This window comes from Patescibacteria group bacterium (genome assembly GCA_028707065.1).
GTDB lineage: Bacteria > Patescibacteriota > Patescibacteriia > Patescibacteriales > WJLG01 > JAQTUZ01.
The window spans coordinates 150340-167794 of the sequence record JAQTUZ010000001.1 but is presented as its reverse complement, the minus strand read 5'-3'; the positions used below and the strand labels follow the sequence as shown (position 1 = coordinate 167794).

The following is a 17455-nucleotide window of genomic DNA, read 5'->3' as shown; positions in this document are numbered from 1 at the left end:
CGGCTTCCGGACTGATGAGCATTTTTACCGGCTGTTCACCGATCGAAATGGCTCCTCCGGTCAGGCCGAAATGACTTTGCGCGATTACCGCGCAATCGGCCAAGGTAAGCTGCAACGGCCCGACGCATTGTTGGCGGGCGATCAAACCCGTCACGCTGCGATCAACCTTGCTGGTTAAAAACCTCTTGGAACCGACATCGATCAGCTGGAACACCAAATGAAGCGCCTTGGCAATGTCCAGCTTGGCAGGCAACAGAGGCGGTTCAAGTTTCATGTCAACAGTATTGTCCGTAAAAATCTTCTGCGGCAAACCGGTCAGTACTTTCTTCAGATCGATATCGACCGGCGTCGTTCCATTTCTGGAATTAATTACCACAAACCGACCGTCTCCGGTAACCTCACCGACAAATTCACAAGGAACTTTTTCTCGTTCGCAGATTGCGGCAAAAAGATCGGCGCTTTCCGGATAAATAAGAACAGCGTCGCCTTCTTGATATTCGCAGATCCAGATTTCTTCGTCGGAAAGGGTGGGATCGCCGATATTGATCTTAACAATATCAATTTTCCCGCCGGCATCGCCAACTATTTCCTTGAGATTATTCGCCGGCCCGCCTGCTCCTTGATCATGACCGGATAGAATAGGATTTTTATCGCCCATTTCCACACAGGTGCGGATAACGCGATTTACTTTGTTTCCCATTTCTCCGTCGCCGCGCTGAACGGCGTTAAAATCGATTTCAGCATCGTTCTCACCCTGATGCAGACTGGAAGCGGCGCCTCCTCTCTTGCCAATCCGATAAGCCGGTCCGCCAATCCTGACAATCTTCATTCCTTTCTTCGGTTCAGCTTTGTGGATGTGCCGGTCATCGATCTGTCCGATGCCTCCGGTGAACATAATGGGCTTAACAAAACCCCATCGTTCGCCATTTGGTAGCCGCATATCGAATTCACGAGTAAAGCCGAGAATTCCGGGCTCGCCGAATTTATTGGCATAATCGAAAGCACCATCACTAGCTCTGATCATAATGTTCAAAGGCGTTTCCATAGTCGGCAGATAGGCGAAGGTCGGATCTTCCCAGGGCCGAATGTAACCAGGAATCAATAAGCTGGCAGTACAGAATCCGGCCGTTCCGGCGATCAACAAAGCCCCTCTTCCTGTCATCCGATTATCCCTTTCCCGTCCGCCCGTACCGGTTTCCGCGCCGCCAAAAGCATAAATCCCTGTAGGAAAATTATGTGTCTCGGCCGTGAAGACCAAGTGATAAGTTACCTGCGTCTTCACGAATGGCGACGGAGTTCCCGGCTGCGACGGAATTATCGTCCAGACCGTGTAACCGCGGATCGCGCTCGAGTTGTCGGAAAAAGCAATCACACTATTGTTCGGGTTGACCGCCAAAGTGTTCTTCACAATTTCCATCAAACTGCGGGGCATTTCCTGGCCATCGATAATCTGTTTGCCGCGGAAATACCCGTGGCGAGAATGTTCGCTGTTGGCATTGCTGAGATCAGAAATTTCCACATTCGTCGGGTCTCGATTTTCCTGCCTGACGAAATAATCGTAATAAAAATTTCTATCCCATTCATCCATCGCCAAGCCCTCAATGCCGTTGAGAGCGTCCGGTCCCAGCATCCCCATGGGAATGCTGTAGACCGCTACAGGCACGATGCCTGTTTCGAAAGTCGAAAGCGGTTCAGGGTAATGGCATTCAACCGCGCGATCATGATTTTTTTTAATGAACTCTTCCCGGTTTGCCCCGTTATCAGGGACATACCGGCGCGACCTTTCAATGCGGGTGATTTTGGTCAAACCGCAATCACGGCACACGGAAAGAAGGCTAGTCTGATAAGCCGTCGCGAAATTCATTCTCGGACCCAGTTCAACTATCATGTCTGATTTTCCGGATAAGGCCGAACTATCAACCACTCCGCTGGGCACGAAACCGTCAGCCAAGACCTGTTTCAATTTCAGCAATTCCTCCGGCATTAACGGACTGGATGTTTGAATATTGAAACAATACTCAAATTTTTCCGTCCTTGATTTGAAAAGATGCAGCATATTTAATCCTTTCTGTTTGGGTTTTTATATTCATTATTGTTATGTTGTCAAAGAGCCAACTCCTTATTTAACCTTATTTTATGGCTAAAGTCAAATTGGAAAAATTATTCAAAACATCGGCAAATTCAACAAAAAAACAGCCCCCGGGAGGGAGCTGTTTTTGCTTTATTTTATGGGGAAAAACACGAGGATTCCGAGGGTGCCGTGAATAAGCGCCAGACCGATCGAGATGTAAGCCAGGCAGCGATGCGTATTAAAGGTTATAATCGGCGGCTTGGCCTTGCCGGAAAAGACCAGATAGCCGACGGTCGCGGTTAACAAAAAAGACAAAAGAGTGATGATGCCGAGATACATTATCAGCGGCTTGCCGAAGATCAAATAATAAGTGATGTTAGTCAGCATAATTAGATAAATTATTGTCAAACACAAATTTTTGGGCCGTAGGGCTTTGCACGCTCAAAAATTTGTGTTTGACACCTTAAATTTTTGGAGGTCTTGGAACCTTTTTTTAAAAAAGGTTCCAATTTTTTTTATTTGACAATTATTTTGCCGGTCATCGAAGGGTGGATGGCGCAATGATAATCAAATGTTCCGGCCGCGGTAAATGTATGGGAGAAAGAACCTCCTTGCGGGAGAGGAACGGAATTGAAAGAGTCGGACGCGATTTGGTGCCGCACCGAATCATTATTCGTCCAAACTACGGTGTCGCCGACAGCAACGGTAACTTCGGCCGGGTTAAAGGAAAAATTTTGAATATTGACCTGGCCCTGGGTAACAGCTGGCGGCGTGATCGGAGCAGGGGGAGGGGTCGGGGCTGGAGTTGAAGACGAACTCACTGATGCGTTGGGAGTATTACTGACCGGAGCCGGGGTCGGTGTCGGCGTTGTGGCTGGCGCTCCCGGCGCGACGGTAAAGCCGCCGGTATTGGCCGCGGGCGGAATATTCTTATTGGCCGCGGGCGATGTCGCGCAGCTATTCGCCATTAAAATGACGGCGCCAAGGAGCAAAGAAAGCGATAAAAATTTTTTCATAAGTTATATTTTAAATTAATTAAGATATTGACGAATGTCCGGACTGGCGGCAGGATTCCTTATACCCCCACCCCAGGTATAAAACTAATTTATCCCGAAGGCTCTTTCCGTGGTAAACTGATTATATTATAGCACAGAATTGACCCCGGCAAAAACAAATGATAAGATGATAATCTACTGATATTTTAAATAAACACTGTAAAAATATTAAAAAATATGAACAAAAAAGTGATTTTAATTATTGTCGGCGCGCTGGTTTTGCTGGGCATTTCCGCCTTCATCGCCATAAAATATAGCCCCAATATTTTCGTTATCCCGCATAAAAATATAACCGGCCAGACAAAAGCCACTTCGACCGAGATTGACTTTTTTTTCCGCTCCGACTGCCCGCACTGTTTAATAGTCGAGCAGTTTTTGGCTGATAATAATGTCGGGCAAAAAATAAAAATTGATAAAAAACAAGTCTTTGCCAACAAGGTTACGCCCGAGAGCGAACTTTTGAGCGAAAAAGCCAATCAGTGCGGCATCAATCCTTACGACGTCGGCGTGCCTTTTATCTGGGACGGCCCGACCGGCAAGTGCTATATGGGCGACCAGGACGCAATAAATTATTTTCAGCAAAAACTAAAACAATAAAATGAAAAAATATACTTTATTTTTTATCCCTTTTTTACTTTTTACTTTTTACTTTTTACTTCCGCAGGCGGCTTTGGCGGTCTGCCCGGTTTGCACCGTGGCGGTTGTCGGCGGAATTGAATTGTCCCGCTATCTGGGCGTCGATGACAGCATCACCGGGATTTGGATCGGCGGCCTGACCGTCTCCCTTATTTTTTGGACGATCAATTGGCTTAATAAAAAGAATGTCCATTTCAAGGGCCGGAAAATTTTAGTGACCATCGGCTATTACGCCTTGGTTGTTTTGCCGCTTTATTTTTTAAAGATCATTCATCTGCGCCTGCCTCGCTATGAAACTTTTTGCGGCTGCGGCATCGATAAGATGGCGGTGGGCATCGCTTCCGGCAGCATCCTTTTTATGGTCGCGGTTTTGCTTTACGAGTATTTCAAGAAAAAAAATAACGGCCGCGCCCATTTCCCGTTCGAAAAAGTCGTCTTCCCGATCGTGCCTTTGATAATTTTGAGCATTGTCTTTTACTACCTAACTAAGTAAAAAATTTCCTAATGTAATACTAATGCCATACGAATACATACTAATATAACGAATAAGTGTTTGTGAGCATTCGTCATATTAGTATGTATTCGTGCAATTAGTATTACATTTTATATCATATGTCCGACGCCAACCCCATCAAAACTTTAAACGAATTCATCGAGAAAGCCGATCAGATGAAAAAGCAGGAAAAAATGGATCTTTCTTCTGATCAGGATCTTTCGATCGCGATCATGAACCTGATCGCCATCGAGGAGCATTTCTTTTTTTCCGGCGCCAAAACCGGCAAGACCGAATATTACGATATGATCAAGGATGTGCGCGAGATGCGCAAGGAATTGCTGAAAAAAATAATCAAGGAATATGAGGGCGAAGTCTGGTGCATTTCCAAGCATCTTCTTTCCGCTTCGATGCGCTTAATGGAAGTCGGCACCAAGCAATTGGGCATGGGCAAGAAAGATGAAGCCTATAATCTGTTCGAAAAGGCTTATAATCTTTATTCGCTGTTTTGGGGATTGAATATGAAATTATTGAACGTCGGCGATATCAAAAAGATTCCCGACAACGCTCTCAATAAGGCCGACACCGAAAAGAAGGGTTTTATGGGCAAGCTGGGTGATCTGGTGAAAAAAGTCATCGACTGCTGCATTGAATAAAATATTTTGGCAAATAAAGAGACCGCCGACATTGTGTCGACGGTCTTTTGTAATTCAAACTTCTCAATTGCCCAGCCTTACTCCATTTCCGTGGTGGCCGGAGGTTTGTTGGTTTCGTCGTAAAATACTCTGACGATCTTCGGATGCTTGGTAACCGTGGCGGTGATTTCCCGCCTGACCTCGGCCGGAATTTGATAGCCATGCAAAGTCATGAAGTCCACCGTGCTTACGCCGCGGACTATAACTGCATAACTATAGACTCGGCCATCGCCCTTGATTCCGACGGTCTTCGTGCAGTCCAGTGCCACGATCAGCTGGGAAATTTCGTCATAGAGATTGTGTTTCCTCAAAATCTCGGTAACTCTGGCATCGGCCCAACGGACGATCTTAATCCGTTTGGGCGTTGCTGATTTACCGATAATTCTCACAAGCAGAGCCGGGCCGGGAAAAGGCTGACGCTCGGAAATACTTTCCGGCAATCCCATTTTTCTGGCCAGATCGCGCACCTCGTACTTGAATAAATCGCTGAACGGCCGGATTTCTTCGAGCCCGAAATTCAGGCCGACATTGTGATGAGACTTGATCAGGGCTGATTCCCCGGCCTTGCCCGATTCAATGATGTCGGTTGCCAGCGTACCTTGAATAATGAAAGAGGCTCCGAATTTTTTGGCTTCCTCTTTCAAGATTAAGGCGTAAAGCTTCTTGAAGCGCCGGCGTTTTGTTTCCGCGTCATTGGTATTGCCAATGGCTCGGCGGAAACGGCGAGCCGCATGTACGATTTTCAACTTTACTCCGGCTAAGCTGGCATTTTTCCTTATTTCTTCCAGCTCGCCTTCCCGCAAGAATCCGGTATCAATGCAAATTCCCAGCAGCCTTTCGCCCAAGACCGGAGACAGCAGCGCTGCTGCTGTGGAAGAATCGACGCCGCCGCTAAAACCGATGATGGCTTTTTTATCACCGATGATCCGGAGCGCTTCCTCCCTTTTTACTTTGATTGCGTCTTCAGGTTCCCAGTTCGGCTGGCAGCCGCAAATGTCGGCAAGAAATGTTCTTAAAATTTCTTTGCCGGGCGCTGATTGCGTCACTTCAGGATGGAATTGCAGCCCCCAGATCCTTTTTTCTGGGCAACTCATGGCGGCGATAGTTTTTCCATCCGAAGAAACACCGATCTGGTTGAATCCCTTGGGCAATTCCTTGACGCTGTCGCCATGGCTTGCCCAGACGATTACTTCGTCGTTTCCGTTCAACCGAGGCAGATTGGCGAAGAGCGGGTCGTGTCGGGAAAGAAGAACGTTCGCCTGGCTATATTCTTTTTTTTCAACCTCTCTCGTAATAATTCCGCCCAGTTCGCGCGTTGTCCATTGCATGCCGTAGCAGATTCCCAGTACGGGTATCCCCAGGTTTAAAATTCCTTCGGGGGGTTGCGGCGCATCTTTATCATCAACACTGGCCGGGCCGCCAGAGAGGATTATTCCCTTGGGTTTCCATTTTTCCAGCTGTTTGGCAGCCTTGACCGGGGAAGAAATGACCGAACGATAGCGTATTTCGCGCAAAGTTCTTCCTAGAACTTGCGTGTATTGCGATCCCAAATCAACTACCAGAATTTCCGGACTGTCGCTCATAAAAGGTCCTTTCCATTAAAGTTATATAATGTACTAACCAATTTAATGTTTCAAAATAGAATATCATAATTCCGGCAAAAGTCAAAAAAATCCGCGGTTTCCGAAATGGAAACCGCGGCTATCATACTTAAGCTTGGTAACAAGCGGTCGGGCGATCGCTGCCGAAATCACAACCCATCCACTCATCGCTAACTTCCCAAAGACCCGAGTAATAATCGGGCTGCCGCAGAAAATAAGGCATTATCCGCGAACCGGAACCGATTCCACCGGAGTGATTAGTGTAGAAAATCGTTCCCATAAAATTAAGGTGCCTAATCCCTTTTGTCCGGTAAAGCCACTCAAGAATCGAACCGCCACGGTCGGCCTGGTAATCAAGCCAGAGATATTGAAAGGCTTTGAAGCCGAGCGGAATCAAAATTTTACTCTTCCTTAGGCGCAGCCGTATTTCTTCCGCGGCGATAACTTTCTCGCCTTCCAAAAGACAATCGGCGATAATTAGTTTATGCGCCTCAATCTTATCGATCGCCAACGAGCGCCAATCGATATCTTCTTCGCCGGATAAGCCATCGCCATCAACCGGGCCCTTCCAAACCTTCCAGTTTTTATCCTGAAAAATATAAGAATCAACGAGGGCAAGTTCTTTGGGGCGGGGATTGTTGAAGATAAACTGGCAGCCGTAACGCAAAAAATCAGTGAATTGCCTGCCGAATTCTTTTGGTGGCAGACTAATTACCTTTTTTTGTAAGTATTCACCATCAAGAGAATCCCAATCGACCTGACCGACAATACGGGAAATGATTTCCCGCTGCTGGCCTGCTGAAAGAGCTTTAGTAGCCATAACCTCTCCTTTGTTTTGCGCTTTGACCGGGGTTTGCGGATTGCTATGCCACGGCTAGACGCTTGGGAAAGAACATCAATTATCTATAGCACTGATTTTCTATAAAAGCAAACGAAAACAGGCCTCGCGGCCTGTTTTGTTAAATGAATCTTTGGAACCGGTCGTGAGAAGCGCCGCAGATCGGGCAGACTTCGGGGGCTTCGTCGCGGGCGCAGATGTAACCGCAGACTGAGCAACGCATCACGGGATAAGGCAATTTGTTGATATTTTTGGGTTGGTTTTGTTCTTCCATGTATTTTTGTTTATTTTGTAATCTTATTTCTTTATTAGGGCGCCGCTCGGGAATCGGTTTGGTCGGCGTTTTATCGTTAAAGATTTTTTTAGTGACGTAGAGGCCGCAGTAACAGACGCCATATTGAAGGAGATCAGGATCGCGATAATCGCACGGACAAATTACGTCCAGGTCAGCTTCGCGGCTGCCGGCCGAAAGGCGGCAAGGACAAACCTGATGGCCGTAGCGCTTTTCATTTTTCAACAAGGCTTCGCACAGGCTCTTCGCCATTTTTTCGTTGTGATTCAAAAAATAACCACGGCCGGCTCCTTGCAGAGTCAGTTTGTTAAACAGGTCTTCGGTTTCATTTGGCGGAATGACTATTTTTTCCATGATAATTATTTAATGAAACCCACCCCCCAACTTCGCTCCGCGGCGGAGCTTCGCTGGGCAAGCTATCTTTTTCAAGATGAGCCACCCTTGCCCTGCCGCAGCTTTAGCGGAGGCGGGCCTCCTGGGGAGGGGAATATTATGCGGCCAAAGCTCGCAATTCGTCTTCGCTAAAACCGATGATCACTCTTTTGCCGTCGTCCAAAACAATTGTCGGGAAAGATTGGTCAGGATTATATTTGGAAACCAATTCATAAGCTTCATCCTGATCGGCGCCCTCCAGTTGATCAACCGTCAGATGGCTGTAAGCAATTCCCAGTTCGTCCAAAAGTTCTTTGGCTTTTTCGCACCACATGCAAGTGCTTAAGCCGTAAAGCATGATTTTGCTCTTCGGCTGCTTCCCCTCCACTACTTCGATATGTTCTTGATAAGACATAGTTGATTGGTTAATTAGTCAATTGGTTGATAAATTTTTAGTTTATTAGCAAATTAAGTCATCCGTTTATCAACCATTCAACTAATTGACTAATTAACTAAGTAACTAATATAGATTTTACCGCTTTCATCGCGTCTGTCAACCGCGGGAAATGCGATGTATTCCCGATTTGACCGCGCCACTAATTTATTATAAGATTAGCCGAAGATATCGCTACTCGTACCGGCGATATTCCAAATTTTTGCACATTCACAATAAACTATAAATTAAGTCAGAAAGGCGGAAATCATGGAGGAACAAATGTCGGCCAATGCGGAAGTTCTCAGTATCAAAGAAACCAAGGACGGATCGGAAATCTTTCTCTTCCGACTGCGGGTTCCGGGAATTGAAAAATCAAAAATCAAACCCGGGCAATTCGTTACTTTGCGGCCGTTGAACAGCAAGCGGATGAGGCGGCCATTTTCCATCGCCATGATCAACGGCGACGTGCTTTATCTGATCATCGAAGCGGTCGGCGGCGAATCGTCCAACACGAGATTATATGCCAAGCTTCAGCCCGGAGCTGAATTAGAAATTTGCGGCCCGTGCGGCCAGGGCTTTGAACTGCCGCCCGAAAAGAATCTGCTTTTCGTCAGCGGCGGAACCGGCGAAGTGGGATTGTATTCTCTGGTAAAGGATTCGATTCGAGCCGGAAAAAATGTGCAATTCCTTAAAGGCGCCCGGACGGAGAAGAAGCTGCTCGGCAATAAGATCTTGATCGATTTCGGAATTTTTCCGACCGACATCCAAAGCATCTGCGAAGACGATCCGGTTAACGGCGGGAAAGTTACGGATCTTTTGCGCGAAGCCCTGGCCGAAAAAAAACCGGATACGGCGGTGATCGCCTGCGGCCCGCGGCCGATGCTGCGCAAGGTCAACGAGCTATGCGTCGAGTACGGCGCGCCCTGTTTTGTTTCAGTCGAAGTATTGATGGCTTGCAGTACCGGCGCTTGCCAAGGTTGCGCCATCAAAATGACTGACAAAACTTTTCGGCAGGCTTGCAAGCACGGACCGATCTTTCCGGCGGACAAAATCGATTGGTCAGAATTCGTCCTGGAAAAGGAAAAAAGCGAGGAATCGGAAGTAACCGTCAAATCGAAAAAAGATCCGGCGGACGATCCCTTGCTGACTATCCTCCGCGGGAAAAGCGGCCGGACCCTTAAGTTCGGTTTGCCGATTACCAACGGCTCGGGCTGTTTTGATGAAAAAACCGCCCGGGAATTCGGCGGCGATTTGGATATTGTCGTTACTAAAACGGTAACGCTTGAAGAACGTCCGGGAAATCGCGGTCCGCGAATCTGTGAAACTGATTGCGGCGGGATGATCAACTCGATCGGCTTGGCCAACGTCGGCGTCAAGCGGTTTATCAAAGAAAAATGGCCGCTCTGGCAGGCATTGGGCAAGCAGATAATAGTCAATATTGCCGAAGATTCGACCCCGAAATTTGTCGAGTTGGTAGAACTGCTTAATCCGCTGGATTTCGCCGCCTACGAGGTAAATGTCTCTTGCCCTAATGTTAAAGTAGGCGGAATGACTTTCGGCGTCGAATCGGGTGTTGTCTATCGCCTGGTCACGGAAATCCGTAAAGCTACGGACAAATATCTTATCATCAAGCTGACGCCGAACGTTACCAATATCGCGGAGATCGGTCACGCGGTAGATGACGCCGGAGCTGATGCTGTTTCAGCCATCAACACCTTGAAAGGAATGGTGATTGATACTCAAACTTTCCGGCCCAAGATCGGCACGAATTATGGCGGCTATTCCGGCCATCCGATAATGCCGGTGGCGGTCGCCGAGGTGAGCAAGCTCTTTCAGTCGAAACTGAAAATTCCGATCATCGGCGGCGGCGGAATCACCTGTGTCGACGATGCGGCGCAATTCTTGCTGGTGGGGGCGGCGGCAGTTTTCGTCGGCACCGAGACTTTTCCCAATAAGCACGTTTTTCAAGACATCAGAAACGGCTTGCCGAAATTTCTCGAGCGCCATGGCCTGTCTCACGTCAGCCAACTGACGGGAAAGGTAAAAATGTTCCAGTAATTTCTACAAAAAAACGCCTCGGTTTGGATCGATCCAAACCGAGGCTTTTAAATACTAGAAAATAACTTCGGGCCTGAATGGCAAATCCTTCCAGTCCGGAAAAAACATTTTGCTTCCTAACCAAGGATTTTCCACGGCTCCGTTATTGTAAACAAAATCGTCTTCTCTTTCGACGATTTCCACCGGAACCAGCTCGCGATCAATGGTGAGTCCCAAAAAATCAGCTTCATTGAAAGAGATCAGCCGGGCCACTTGCGCCTCCGAAATATTAAGGCGCTTGGCAAAAGTCACCGCGACCGGAACTCTTTCGTGCAATGAAACAATGCCGCTGGGAAAATCTTTGGCCAGCTTTTCCAGCTTCGTATGCGGCGCGTGATCGGAAGAAACAATGATCAAATTGCTGTCTTGAGAAAGCAACCCGACCAGTTTTTCCCGCTGATCCGGACCGCGCAAACGATTCAAACACTGATAATAATTGGGCGACAGCCCTGGCCGCCAATTGGCGCCCTGGTCATCGAACCAGAGATATTGAGCGCATATTTCCAAGGCGATCCGCAAGCCCTCGGCCTGGGCCGCCAAAATAAGTTCGGCGCCGGCCCAGCAAGAAACATGGCAGATCTTTACTCTGGCTCCCGGCACTTGCCGCATGCATTCAATGACCATTCGATCATATTCTACTTCCGCCCTGATCGTGTAGCCTTCGGCGGCGATTATTTCCGGATCATCGCAGTGAACCTCGACCACTTTGTCCTTGGCTTTGGCCAAGCGCATGGCCGCGATGATCGTCGCCGGATTTGCCACGCCGCACGTTCCGGTAGTTACGGGTTTGCCGTTACCCCAAGGATAAATCTTCAAACCGACCACTTTGGGATCTTCCAGGGCTTTTTCGCATTCCGTGAGATTATTATCGGTCACGCCGAACAAAACGTAGCAGAGAACAGAATAGCCAAAACATTCCTGGGCGTGATCAATCAGATTCAAATAGCGCTTCAAAACCAGCAGATTATTGATCGGCGGATCCGTGTTCGGCATCAGACAAATAATGCCCAAACCGGAAAGCACAGCTTCATAAACAATCTGAAGCACGGTCGACTTTTTTGCCTGGTCCATATCCCGGCCATGGACGTGGCCGTCGATAATGCGCTTGGGCAGCATAAAGGATAATTTATCCATGGTTATTTTCCTTTTTTAAAGTACGGTTAATGATTTATCTTTCAATTCAGACTACTATAATTTAATAAAACATTCAAGCGCTATCGATCGCTCAATTTCCCGGGCACGATCAAAAAAGGCTTTTTTGTTCAAAAAGCCCAATGTCACGCCAGACAAATAAATTTCTTAGCCACCACAATGGCGTTACAACCGTTAAATCGGATCACCTTCAGTATAATTCGTGATAAAAGCGTCGGGGACGATATCAATCTTTTTCTTCCAATCCGCCCCATAAAGGGACGCGGCCGTTGCTTCCGATCTGATCCAGCGCAAGACGCCGCCTTTTCCCACGGCATAAATCTGCGAGCCGCTCGGCGACTTTATCAATTTCACTCCCGGGCGATAAGTCACATTGCTGCCCAAGGGAATGGCGGCCAGCTGTTCCGGCGTTATCGTCAAGATTCCGTTAAAATCTTTGTACCAAGTGAAAAAAGCATTGGCATGGGTGAACACGTGGCGCTTGCCGTCGGCGCCGCAATAATAAACGGCGGAGACGATCGGAATCTTTATCAATGAGCCGGAAACGCAAGGCGCGATGCCGCCGCCGGCTGCCAACCCTTTGTCAGTGTTAATATTCGGACTTCCGGCCAGCGCGGCCGCAACATTATAACTGCCCAGATCGCGCGCGGCAACCAGGCTTAAATAGGGATCGATCGCCGTGCCATCCGGCCGGCGAATTTCAAAATGCAAATGAGAGCCGACATTTTCGGCGTTGCCCGAATCGCCCATCCAACCGATTAACTGGCCTTTGGTTACTGTGGCACCGCGAACAATGCCTGGCGCGTAAGCATTTTTAACTCCGCCCAAACCATCGTCGGTGCCCGGCGTGTCATTATTAACATGCAAATAATGATAGGTATAGCCATCCGCATCTTCCAAAGTGATCGCGTAGCCCCAAGAAGCTTCCGGAATTTCCACATCATGAACTCTTCCGTCAACTGCGGCATAAAGCGGCGTCATTTTTTTGCCCATCAAATCGTTGGCTTCATGCAAATGCCCGGAGCGGGCATCGCCGAAATCGTCGGTAAAAGTTACAGTCGGGTCGGTCGGAAAAGTGATCACCCGCGTTTCGGCCGTGGCCGCCAGCATTTTTCCCATCACCCCAAAAACGCCCAGCGAAATCAGAGCAAGCGCCAAAACCATGATTAAAATTTTTTTCATACTTTAATGATTAATTATTGATTATACTATAAAAAATTGATTAAGGCCATCCGGCGACAAATACTCAAATTTTAGGCGGCTTAACGATTTCATCCATAAACTTTCTTGAAAGTTCCGGCGCCGCCTTTAACGGTTCAGAAATTTTCCACAATATTTCAAATTGCGTTTTCAAAAGCTGGCGCAATTCTTTGCTCTCCACGATAAAACCGAAATTTTCCGCTTTCGACGACATGAACATCACTTTGTTGCCGTAAGCCCAATAACCCATGGAAAATTCCATGCCGGCCGGCGCGAGCCGCACTTCGCGCAAAACTTCCTTGCCTGGCGCGAGAAAAATATTTTTTTCCACGTCGCTGGTCTTATCCCGCGGCCAGATAACTTTGATATAAATATTATTGCGCACTCTTTTTTTATTCAATTCAAAAAGAAAATCCTCGCCCACGACTTTTATCACGTCCCTTACCGGCCAGCATAGTTCCGTATCCAGATCATCGTAGAGCAAAACATCTTTCAGCATTATTTTCATTTCTTCCGCGCCTTCGAAATAATTGAACTTTGGGCTGACAAAATCCGTTTTCTGCGAACTCTTTAATTTTTCCAGAATCGCTTCAAAACTGCCGCGCGTATTTTCCAGGGCGTTGATTTTGTCATTGATGATATTTTTTATTTTGTCCGGATCGACCGCCTGCCATAATTTAACATTTCCTTTCTCGTTCTGCAAAACCAAACCACCGCGAGCCAATTCGTCCAGCAAGCCGTAAAGCGTTGATCGGGGAACATTCAAGCGCTTGGCCAGATTACCGGCCGGCATTGAACCGCCTTCCAACAAAGCCAAATAAACATCGGAATGTTCCGATTTTAAGCCTAATTTCTCAAAAACAGTATCAAGCATAGATTGATAATAAATAGTTATTTGTCGGAACTCGCCGACAGTATTTACTATATCACACTTTTCTATTATAATCAAGTCATGCACTAAAAGTTCGTTGACAACTAAATAAAATGTCGTAAATTAATGACATATCTGAAACCCCCATAAACAGCCGAAAAGGCACAAACTCAAAAGAAGGAGAGACAGACATGACAACATTAAATTGGTTCTTCCAAAATGTTTCGCCGGTATGCGGTGTTATCACCTATGCCGCGCTGTTCTTACCAATTCCGTTAGTGTTATATATTCGAATGGTTGAAATTATAAACTTGCGAACCGAGGCCAAATCATGGAAAGAATTCTTTGATTGGATAAACGGCTCCTATGCGGACTACAGAATTCACGGATACGGCGACAGCTTGATGATGGACTTTTTTGCAATCATCGCTTCTTTATCGGCGTTAATAACCGTTTTAACCATTTTAGTCAGAGGAATATTGTATCACCCTATTCTTTTGGTAATTTTGATTATCTGTATCTGGATCGTGATCAGACTGATGCCGATAGCCGTAGAAAACATCAAAAAACACCTAAACTGAAATCCACTTTAAAAAAGGAGTGTTGTATGCATGAAGGGTGGTTAGCATTTTCTGTTCTCTGTATCGGTGCTGTCATATTCTGTATCGCCTACAATATCCTTAAAGCACGGATTATCCCTTGGAGCGGCGGAGTTATGCTGGTAAAAGAAGATGGCGGCTATATACCGATAGATTTCAGTAAATACATGCTTGCTATCGGAGATACGGTTATAACCGGCATATTTCTGCCGGGAGCACATGCCCACAGCGTGCCTGATGTTCATATTAGAGCGCTGACAAAAGATCCGGTCTATTATAGTAGACACATTGAAAAGGACGGCGGAGTATATGTAATGTTCAATCAACCGATTAAAGGCCGCCCTCCTTTTCTCCTGGATGTTACATCGGCGTATCCCTGGAAAGGAAAACCGACAAAGGATAATCCGAGTCACGATGGATACTACCAACATATTGAAGTTCGCGCTGAAAAACCGGCGTACTGAAATATTCGTCACCTCGTTAAGTCATTTGGCTTAACGAGGTTTTTTTATTTTTCCAAAGCTATAAAAAGGGTGGAGCACCCGGTTGTGGAGACATAAAAAAACAAAAATACAGGACTTTTAAAATCCTGTATTTTTGTTTAATATTAGGTAAAAAGGGTGGTCGAAGAGACTTGAACTCTCAACCACTCGGACCACAACCGAGTGCTCTAACCAATTGAGCTACGACCACCATGCTTTAAAATAACTCTTCTTATTTGTCCAAAATCAGTATTCGTTCTTTTTCCTATTTCTCGATAACTATATCCTTCATTTCTTAATCTAACGGCCAAGTTCGCCTTTCTTTCTCGAAAAATATTTTTTTCTTTCTGTCTTTTTACAAAATTTAAAATTTTATTTTCAACCGAAAGAAAAAGATCTCTTTTAACAACTAAAAATGGCTTCATCTTCATCATAAAAAAATAAACATCCTTTTGCCGGGCCACATAATACACCCAGTTATCTTTCCAGTGAGCTTTTCTTTTTCTTGGCTTAATAACATAACCAACTCCGGAAAATGTCCTAATTGATTCCAAAACTTCAAAATTCGTCTGGGAAATAGTAACCCTAAATCCTTTCCCGTGATGGACCAAAGATCCTTCACCGTCAAAAAATCCTGCTATATAATTCCATGTCATAAGATCATTATATCTTTTTGTGGACTAAATAGCAAGCTCAACCACCTTTAATTGTCACTTAATACACTCTGATAATGTTCTTGGTGCGCCCAGTAGGAGTCGAACCTACCTCACAACCTTAGAAGGGTCGTGTTCTATCCGATGAACTATGGGCGCCCGTTCAAATTACAAATTTATAATTACAAATTAAACTGAATGATAAATCTAAATAAAAATTGCCTCGCGGCAACCATTATAATCTATGATTAATCTAACAAAAACTGCTGGAAAAGTCAAATTTACACACCCCGTCCCGCGAGGCGCGAGCCACCCCTCTCAAGAGGGGATTTTTTTCCGTTGCCGGACAGCTTCGAAAAGCAAGATGCCGGCGCTGACGGAAAGATTGAGCGAATCGACGATACCGGTCATCGGGATGGTGATGAATTCGTCAGCCGAATCTTTCCATTCTTCGCTTAAGCCGGCATGTTCGGCGCCCAAAATAAAAGCCGTGCCTTGAGTATAATCAAAATCAACATAGACTTTGGTGGCGCGCTTAGAAGTGGCGTAAGTCGTAATATTATTTTCAGCTAACCAGGCGATCGTTTCTTCGCGGGTGGCGATGGCGATCTGCTTGTCAAAAGCCGCGCCAATGCTCGCGCGGATGGCGTTGGGATGATAGATATCCAATTGCGGATCATTGGCTATGACCACATCGACTCCGGCCGCATCAGCGGTGCGCAGGATCGCTCCGAAATTGCCGGGCTTTTCCGCGCCCTCGATCACCAGAACCAGCGGCGCCGCGCTTAATTTTACATCAGAGAGTTTTAAATTTCGAGCCAAAAAAATCGCGATGTAGCCATCGGGCTTTTCGCGATAAGTGATTTTTTCAAAAACTTCCCGCGAAACATTGGCGATTAATTTTTTGTCTTTGTCCACGCCGAAAAAAGAAGGATTTTCTCCGCCATAAGTCGCGCAATAAAAAATTTCCACCAAATTCAAACCGGCCTTGAGTGCGGCCAGAATTTCTTTATAGCCCTCAACCAAAACTACCCCCTGCTTTTTGCGCTCGTGGGGCCTTTGCAATTTGAGGATATTTTTTATTTTCGGATTGTCGGCGCTATCGATGAAGAAAGACATAAAATCATCGAGCATGGATCATAGAGCATGGAACAATTTCCTTAATGCTCTTTGATCTTTGCTCTTTGTTATCCGTTATTTTTTCTTTTCCTTGCGATAAACCAAGTACGAATATATGATGGTTCCGAATAATAATATGATAATATCGGCGATGAATATTGGCAAGCGCCAGGAGAGCGGCGCGAAACCGGTGATGATCATTAAAACGCCGCCGAAAATAAAAACCTTGCCGCCGAAACGGTGAGTTTTATTCCAGACTGTCTCGGAGGACATGGTCCAGGGAGTGCGGATGCCGACGAACCAATTCCGCTTGATCTTTCCCAGATAGTTGCCTAAAACAATGAACAACAGGCCGATCACTCCGGGAACCCAAAGCCCGACGTTGGAATTTACGCCTAAATTATTGAATGAGGCGACAAAATAAACAACCACCAAAACCGCCAGAATCAGATTTCGAAAAACATTATAAATTTTGGCGAATTCGGCATAACGGTCCTTTTTGGGATCAAGCATCGGTAAAAAAATAAATAACAGATACATGGCGATAAACAGCGCGGGAAAGAAAAAAGCGGCAAAAGCGCGGCCGCTCCAGCCGTTCGGCTCGCCGGCGAAATCCCAATGAGTTATCACCCGGTCGGGAAAATGCGCGTAAAAATAAAACGAGGCGGCGATAGAGATCGCGATCAGCAGGATGGAAAATAGTTCGGATTTGATTGTTAGTTTGATGGGATTCATATTAGTTAATTGGTTAATTAGTTAATTGGTTGAATGGGTTAATGATTTTTGCCTATTA

19 protein-coding genes and 2 tRNA genes are annotated in these 17455 nt (G+C 46.3%); 6 read left to right on the top strand and 15 right to left on the bottom strand.

The features are described 5' to 3' along the window. The 3 genes from PHE24_00940 to PHE24_00930 all read right to left on the bottom strand — a co-directional run. Nucleotides 1–2056: AIR synthase-related protein (locus tag PHE24_00940; protein MDD4901681.1), on the bottom strand; the 2056-nt coding region annotated here is incomplete at its 3' end. A 165-nt stretch (nt 2057–2221) separates the two neighbouring features. Continuing rightward, nucleotides 2222–2458 carry a hypothetical protein gene (locus PHE24_00935; protein ID MDD4901680.1) on the bottom strand — a complete coding sequence of 79 codons (237 nt, stop codon included), beginning with the start codon at nt 2456–2458 and terminating at the stop codon, nt 2222–2224. A gap of 128 nt (nt 2459–2586) precedes the next feature. Next, complete coding sequence (locus PHE24_00930; GenBank protein MDD4901679.1) at nt 2587–3087, bottom strand: cupredoxin family copper-binding protein; 501 nt, start codon at nt 3085–3087, stop codon at nt 2587–2589. A 216-nt stretch (nt 3088–3303) separates the two neighbouring features. Here PHE24_00930 and PHE24_00925 point away from each other — a divergent pair, with 216 nt between their 5' ends. The 3 genes from PHE24_00925 to PHE24_00915 all read left to right on the top strand — a co-directional run bounded on the left by PHE24_00925 (nt 3304) and on the right by PHE24_00915 (nt 4911). Next, nucleotides 3304–3723, top strand: a complete 420-nt coding sequence (locus PHE24_00925; GenBank protein ID MDD4901678.1) for a hypothetical protein — start codon at nt 3304–3306, stop codon at nt 3721–3723. A 1-nt stretch (nt 3724) separates the two neighbouring features. After that, nucleotides 3725–4255, top strand: coding sequence for a hypothetical protein (locus tag PHE24_00920; protein MDD4901677.1), 531 nt, complete (start codon nt 3725–3727; stop codon nt 4253–4255). 119 nt (nt 4256–4374) lie between these two features. Then, nucleotides 4375–4911, top strand: a complete 537-nt coding sequence (locus tag PHE24_00915) for a hypothetical protein (GenBank protein MDD4901676.1) — start codon at nt 4375–4377, stop codon at nt 4909–4911. Between the two features lie 77 nt (nt 4912–4988). Here PHE24_00915 and guaA read toward each other — a convergent pair whose 3' ends face one another. The 4 genes from guaA to PHE24_00895 form a co-directional block, all read right to left on the bottom strand. Then, complete coding sequence (gene guaA / locus PHE24_00910) at nt 4989–6533, bottom strand: glutamine-hydrolyzing GMP synthase (GenBank protein ID MDD4901675.1); 1545 nt, start codon at nt 6531–6533, stop codon at nt 4989–4991. Between the two features lie 127 nt (nt 6534–6660). After that, nucleotides 6661–7371 (bottom strand): hypothetical protein, encoded by a 711-nt coding sequence (locus tag PHE24_00905; protein ID MDD4901674.1) that lies wholly within the window; start codon nt 7369–7371, stop codon nt 6661–6663. Nucleotides 7372–7510: 139 nt separating this feature from the next. Continuing rightward, a complete protein-coding gene (locus tag PHE24_00900) occupies nt 7511–8035 on the bottom strand; it encodes a ferredoxin-thioredoxin reductase catalytic domain-containing protein (protein ID MDD4901673.1) in 525 nt (174 codons plus the stop codon). Between the two features lie 136 nt (nt 8036–8171). After that, complete coding sequence (locus tag PHE24_00895) at nt 8172–8468, bottom strand: glutaredoxin family protein (GenBank protein ID MDD4901672.1); 297 nt, start codon at nt 8466–8468, stop codon at nt 8172–8174. A gap of 288 nt (nt 8469–8756) precedes the next feature. On the opposite strand from PHE24_00895, the gene PHE24_00890 reads away from it, so the two are divergent. Further along, entirely contained in the window at nt 8757–10547 is a 1791-nt protein-coding gene (locus PHE24_00890) for a dihydroorotate dehydrogenase (GenBank protein MDD4901671.1), read from the top strand. 54 nt (nt 10548–10601) lie between these two features. Here PHE24_00890 and PHE24_00885 read toward each other — a convergent pair whose 3' ends face one another. The 3 genes from PHE24_00885 to PHE24_00875 form a co-directional block, all read right to left on the bottom strand. Then, the gene (locus PHE24_00885) at nt 10602–11720 is read right to left on the bottom strand and encodes a dihydroorotase family protein (GenBank protein MDD4901670.1); all 1119 of its coding nucleotides are present in this window, start codon (nt 11718–11720) and stop codon (nt 10602–10604) included. Between the two features lie 192 nt (nt 11721–11912). Then, nucleotides 11913–12920 (bottom strand): M23 family metallopeptidase, encoded by a 1008-nt coding sequence (locus tag PHE24_00880; protein MDD4901669.1) that lies wholly within the window; start codon nt 12918–12920, stop codon nt 11913–11915. Between the two features lie 64 nt (nt 12921–12984). After that, nucleotides 12985–13812 carry a helix-turn-helix domain-containing protein gene (locus PHE24_00875; GenBank protein ID MDD4901668.1) on the bottom strand — a complete coding sequence of 276 codons (828 nt, stop codon included), beginning with the start codon at nt 13810–13812 and terminating at the stop codon, nt 12985–12987. Nucleotides 13813–14000: 188 nt separating this feature from the next. Between PHE24_00875 and PHE24_00870 the strand changes: the two genes are divergently transcribed. Beyond that, entirely contained in the window at nt 14001–14390 is a 390-nt protein-coding gene (locus tag PHE24_00870) for a hypothetical protein (GenBank protein MDD4901667.1), read from the top strand. A 26-nt stretch (nt 14391–14416) separates the two neighbouring features. After that, nucleotides 14417–14872: a hypothetical protein gene (locus PHE24_00865; GenBank protein MDD4901666.1), complete on the top strand. Its 456-nt coding sequence runs from the start codon at nt 14417–14419 to the stop codon at nt 14870–14872. A gap of 155 nt (nt 14873–15027) precedes the next feature. Here the strand turns inward: PHE24_00865 and PHE24_00860 are convergent. From PHE24_00860 to PHE24_00840, 5 genes are all read right to left on the bottom strand, one after another. After that, nucleotides 15028–15101, bottom strand: a tRNA-His gene (locus PHE24_00860). Further along, nucleotides 15079–15546: a hypothetical protein gene (locus PHE24_00855; GenBank protein ID MDD4901665.1), complete on the bottom strand. Its 468-nt coding sequence runs from the start codon at nt 15544–15546 to the stop codon at nt 15079–15081. Before PHE24_00855 ends, PHE24_00860 begins: the two co-directional genes overlap by 23 nt. An 81-nt stretch (nt 15547–15627) precedes the next feature. Next, nucleotides 15628–15702, bottom strand: a tRNA-Arg gene (locus tag PHE24_00850). Nucleotides 15703–15861: 159 nt separating this feature from the next. Beyond that, a complete protein-coding gene (locus tag PHE24_00845) occupies nt 15862–16677 on the bottom strand; it encodes an RNA methyltransferase (GenBank protein MDD4901664.1) in 816 nt (271 codons plus the stop codon). 60 nt (nt 16678–16737) lie between these two features. Beyond that, on the bottom strand, nt 16738–17397 hold the full coding sequence (locus PHE24_00840; GenBank protein ID MDD4901663.1) for an SdpI family protein: 660 nt from the start codon (nt 17395–17397) through the stop codon (nt 16738–16740). Between the last annotated feature and the right edge of the window lie 58 nt (nt 17398–17455).

Coding starts and splice junctions, on each gene's coding strand:
- PHE24_00865 (MDD4901666.1), top strand. CDS start 14,417: ATGCATGAAGGGTGGTTAGCATTTTCTGTTCTCTGTATCGGTGCTGTC.
- PHE24_00855 (MDD4901665.1), bottom strand. CDS start 15,546: ATGACATGGAATTATATAGCAGGATTTTTTGACGGTGAAGGATCTTTG.
- PHE24_00890 (MDD4901671.1), top strand. CDS start 8,757: ATGGAGGAACAAATGTCGGCCAATGCGGAAGTTCTCAGTATCAAAGAA.
- PHE24_00875 (MDD4901668.1), bottom strand. CDS start 13,812: ATGCTTGATACTGTTTTTGAGAAATTAGGCTTAAAATCGGAACATTCC.
- PHE24_00925 (MDD4901678.1), top strand. CDS start 3,304: ATGAACAAAAAAGTGATTTTAATTATTGTCGGCGCGCTGGTTTTGCTG.
- guaA (MDD4901675.1), bottom strand. CDS start 6,533: ATGAGCGACAGTCCGGAAATTCTGGTAGTTGATTTGGGATCGCAATAC.
- PHE24_00905 (MDD4901674.1), bottom strand. CDS start 7,371: ATGGCTACTAAAGCTCTTTCAGCAGGCCAGCAGCGGGAAATCATTTCC.
- PHE24_00840 (MDD4901663.1), bottom strand. CDS start 17,397: ATGAATCCCATCAAACTAACAATCAAATCCGAACTATTTTCCATCCTG.
- PHE24_00885 (MDD4901670.1), bottom strand. CDS start 11,720: ATGGATAAATTATCCTTTATGCTGCCCAAGCGCATTATCGACGGCCAC.
- PHE24_00915 (MDD4901676.1), top strand. CDS start 4,375: ATGTCCGACGCCAACCCCATCAAAACTTTAAACGAATTCATCGAGAAA.
- PHE24_00935 (MDD4901680.1), bottom strand. CDS start 2,458: ATGCTGACTAACATCACTTATTATTTGATCTTCGGCAAGCCGCTGATA.
- PHE24_00845 (MDD4901664.1), bottom strand. CDS start 16,677: ATGCTCGATGATTTTATGTCTTTCTTCATCGATAGCGCCGACAATCCG.
- PHE24_00880 (MDD4901669.1), bottom strand. CDS start 12,920: ATGAAAAAAATTTTAATCATGGTTTTGGCGCTTGCTCTGATTTCGCTG.
- PHE24_00920 (MDD4901677.1), top strand. CDS start 3,725: ATGAAAAAATATACTTTATTTTTTATCCCTTTTTTACTTTTTACTTTT.
- PHE24_00870 (MDD4901667.1), top strand. CDS start 14,001: ATGACAACATTAAATTGGTTCTTCCAAAATGTTTCGCCGGTATGCGGT.
- PHE24_00900 (MDD4901673.1), bottom strand. CDS start 8,035: ATGGAAAAAATAGTCATTCCGCCAAATGAAACCGAAGACCTGTTTAAC.
- PHE24_00895 (MDD4901672.1), bottom strand. CDS start 8,468: ATGTCTTATCAAGAACATATCGAAGTAGTGGAGGGGAAGCAGCCGAAG.
- PHE24_00930 (MDD4901679.1), bottom strand. CDS start 3,087: ATGAAAAAATTTTTATCGCTTTCTTTGCTCCTTGGCGCCGTCATTTTA.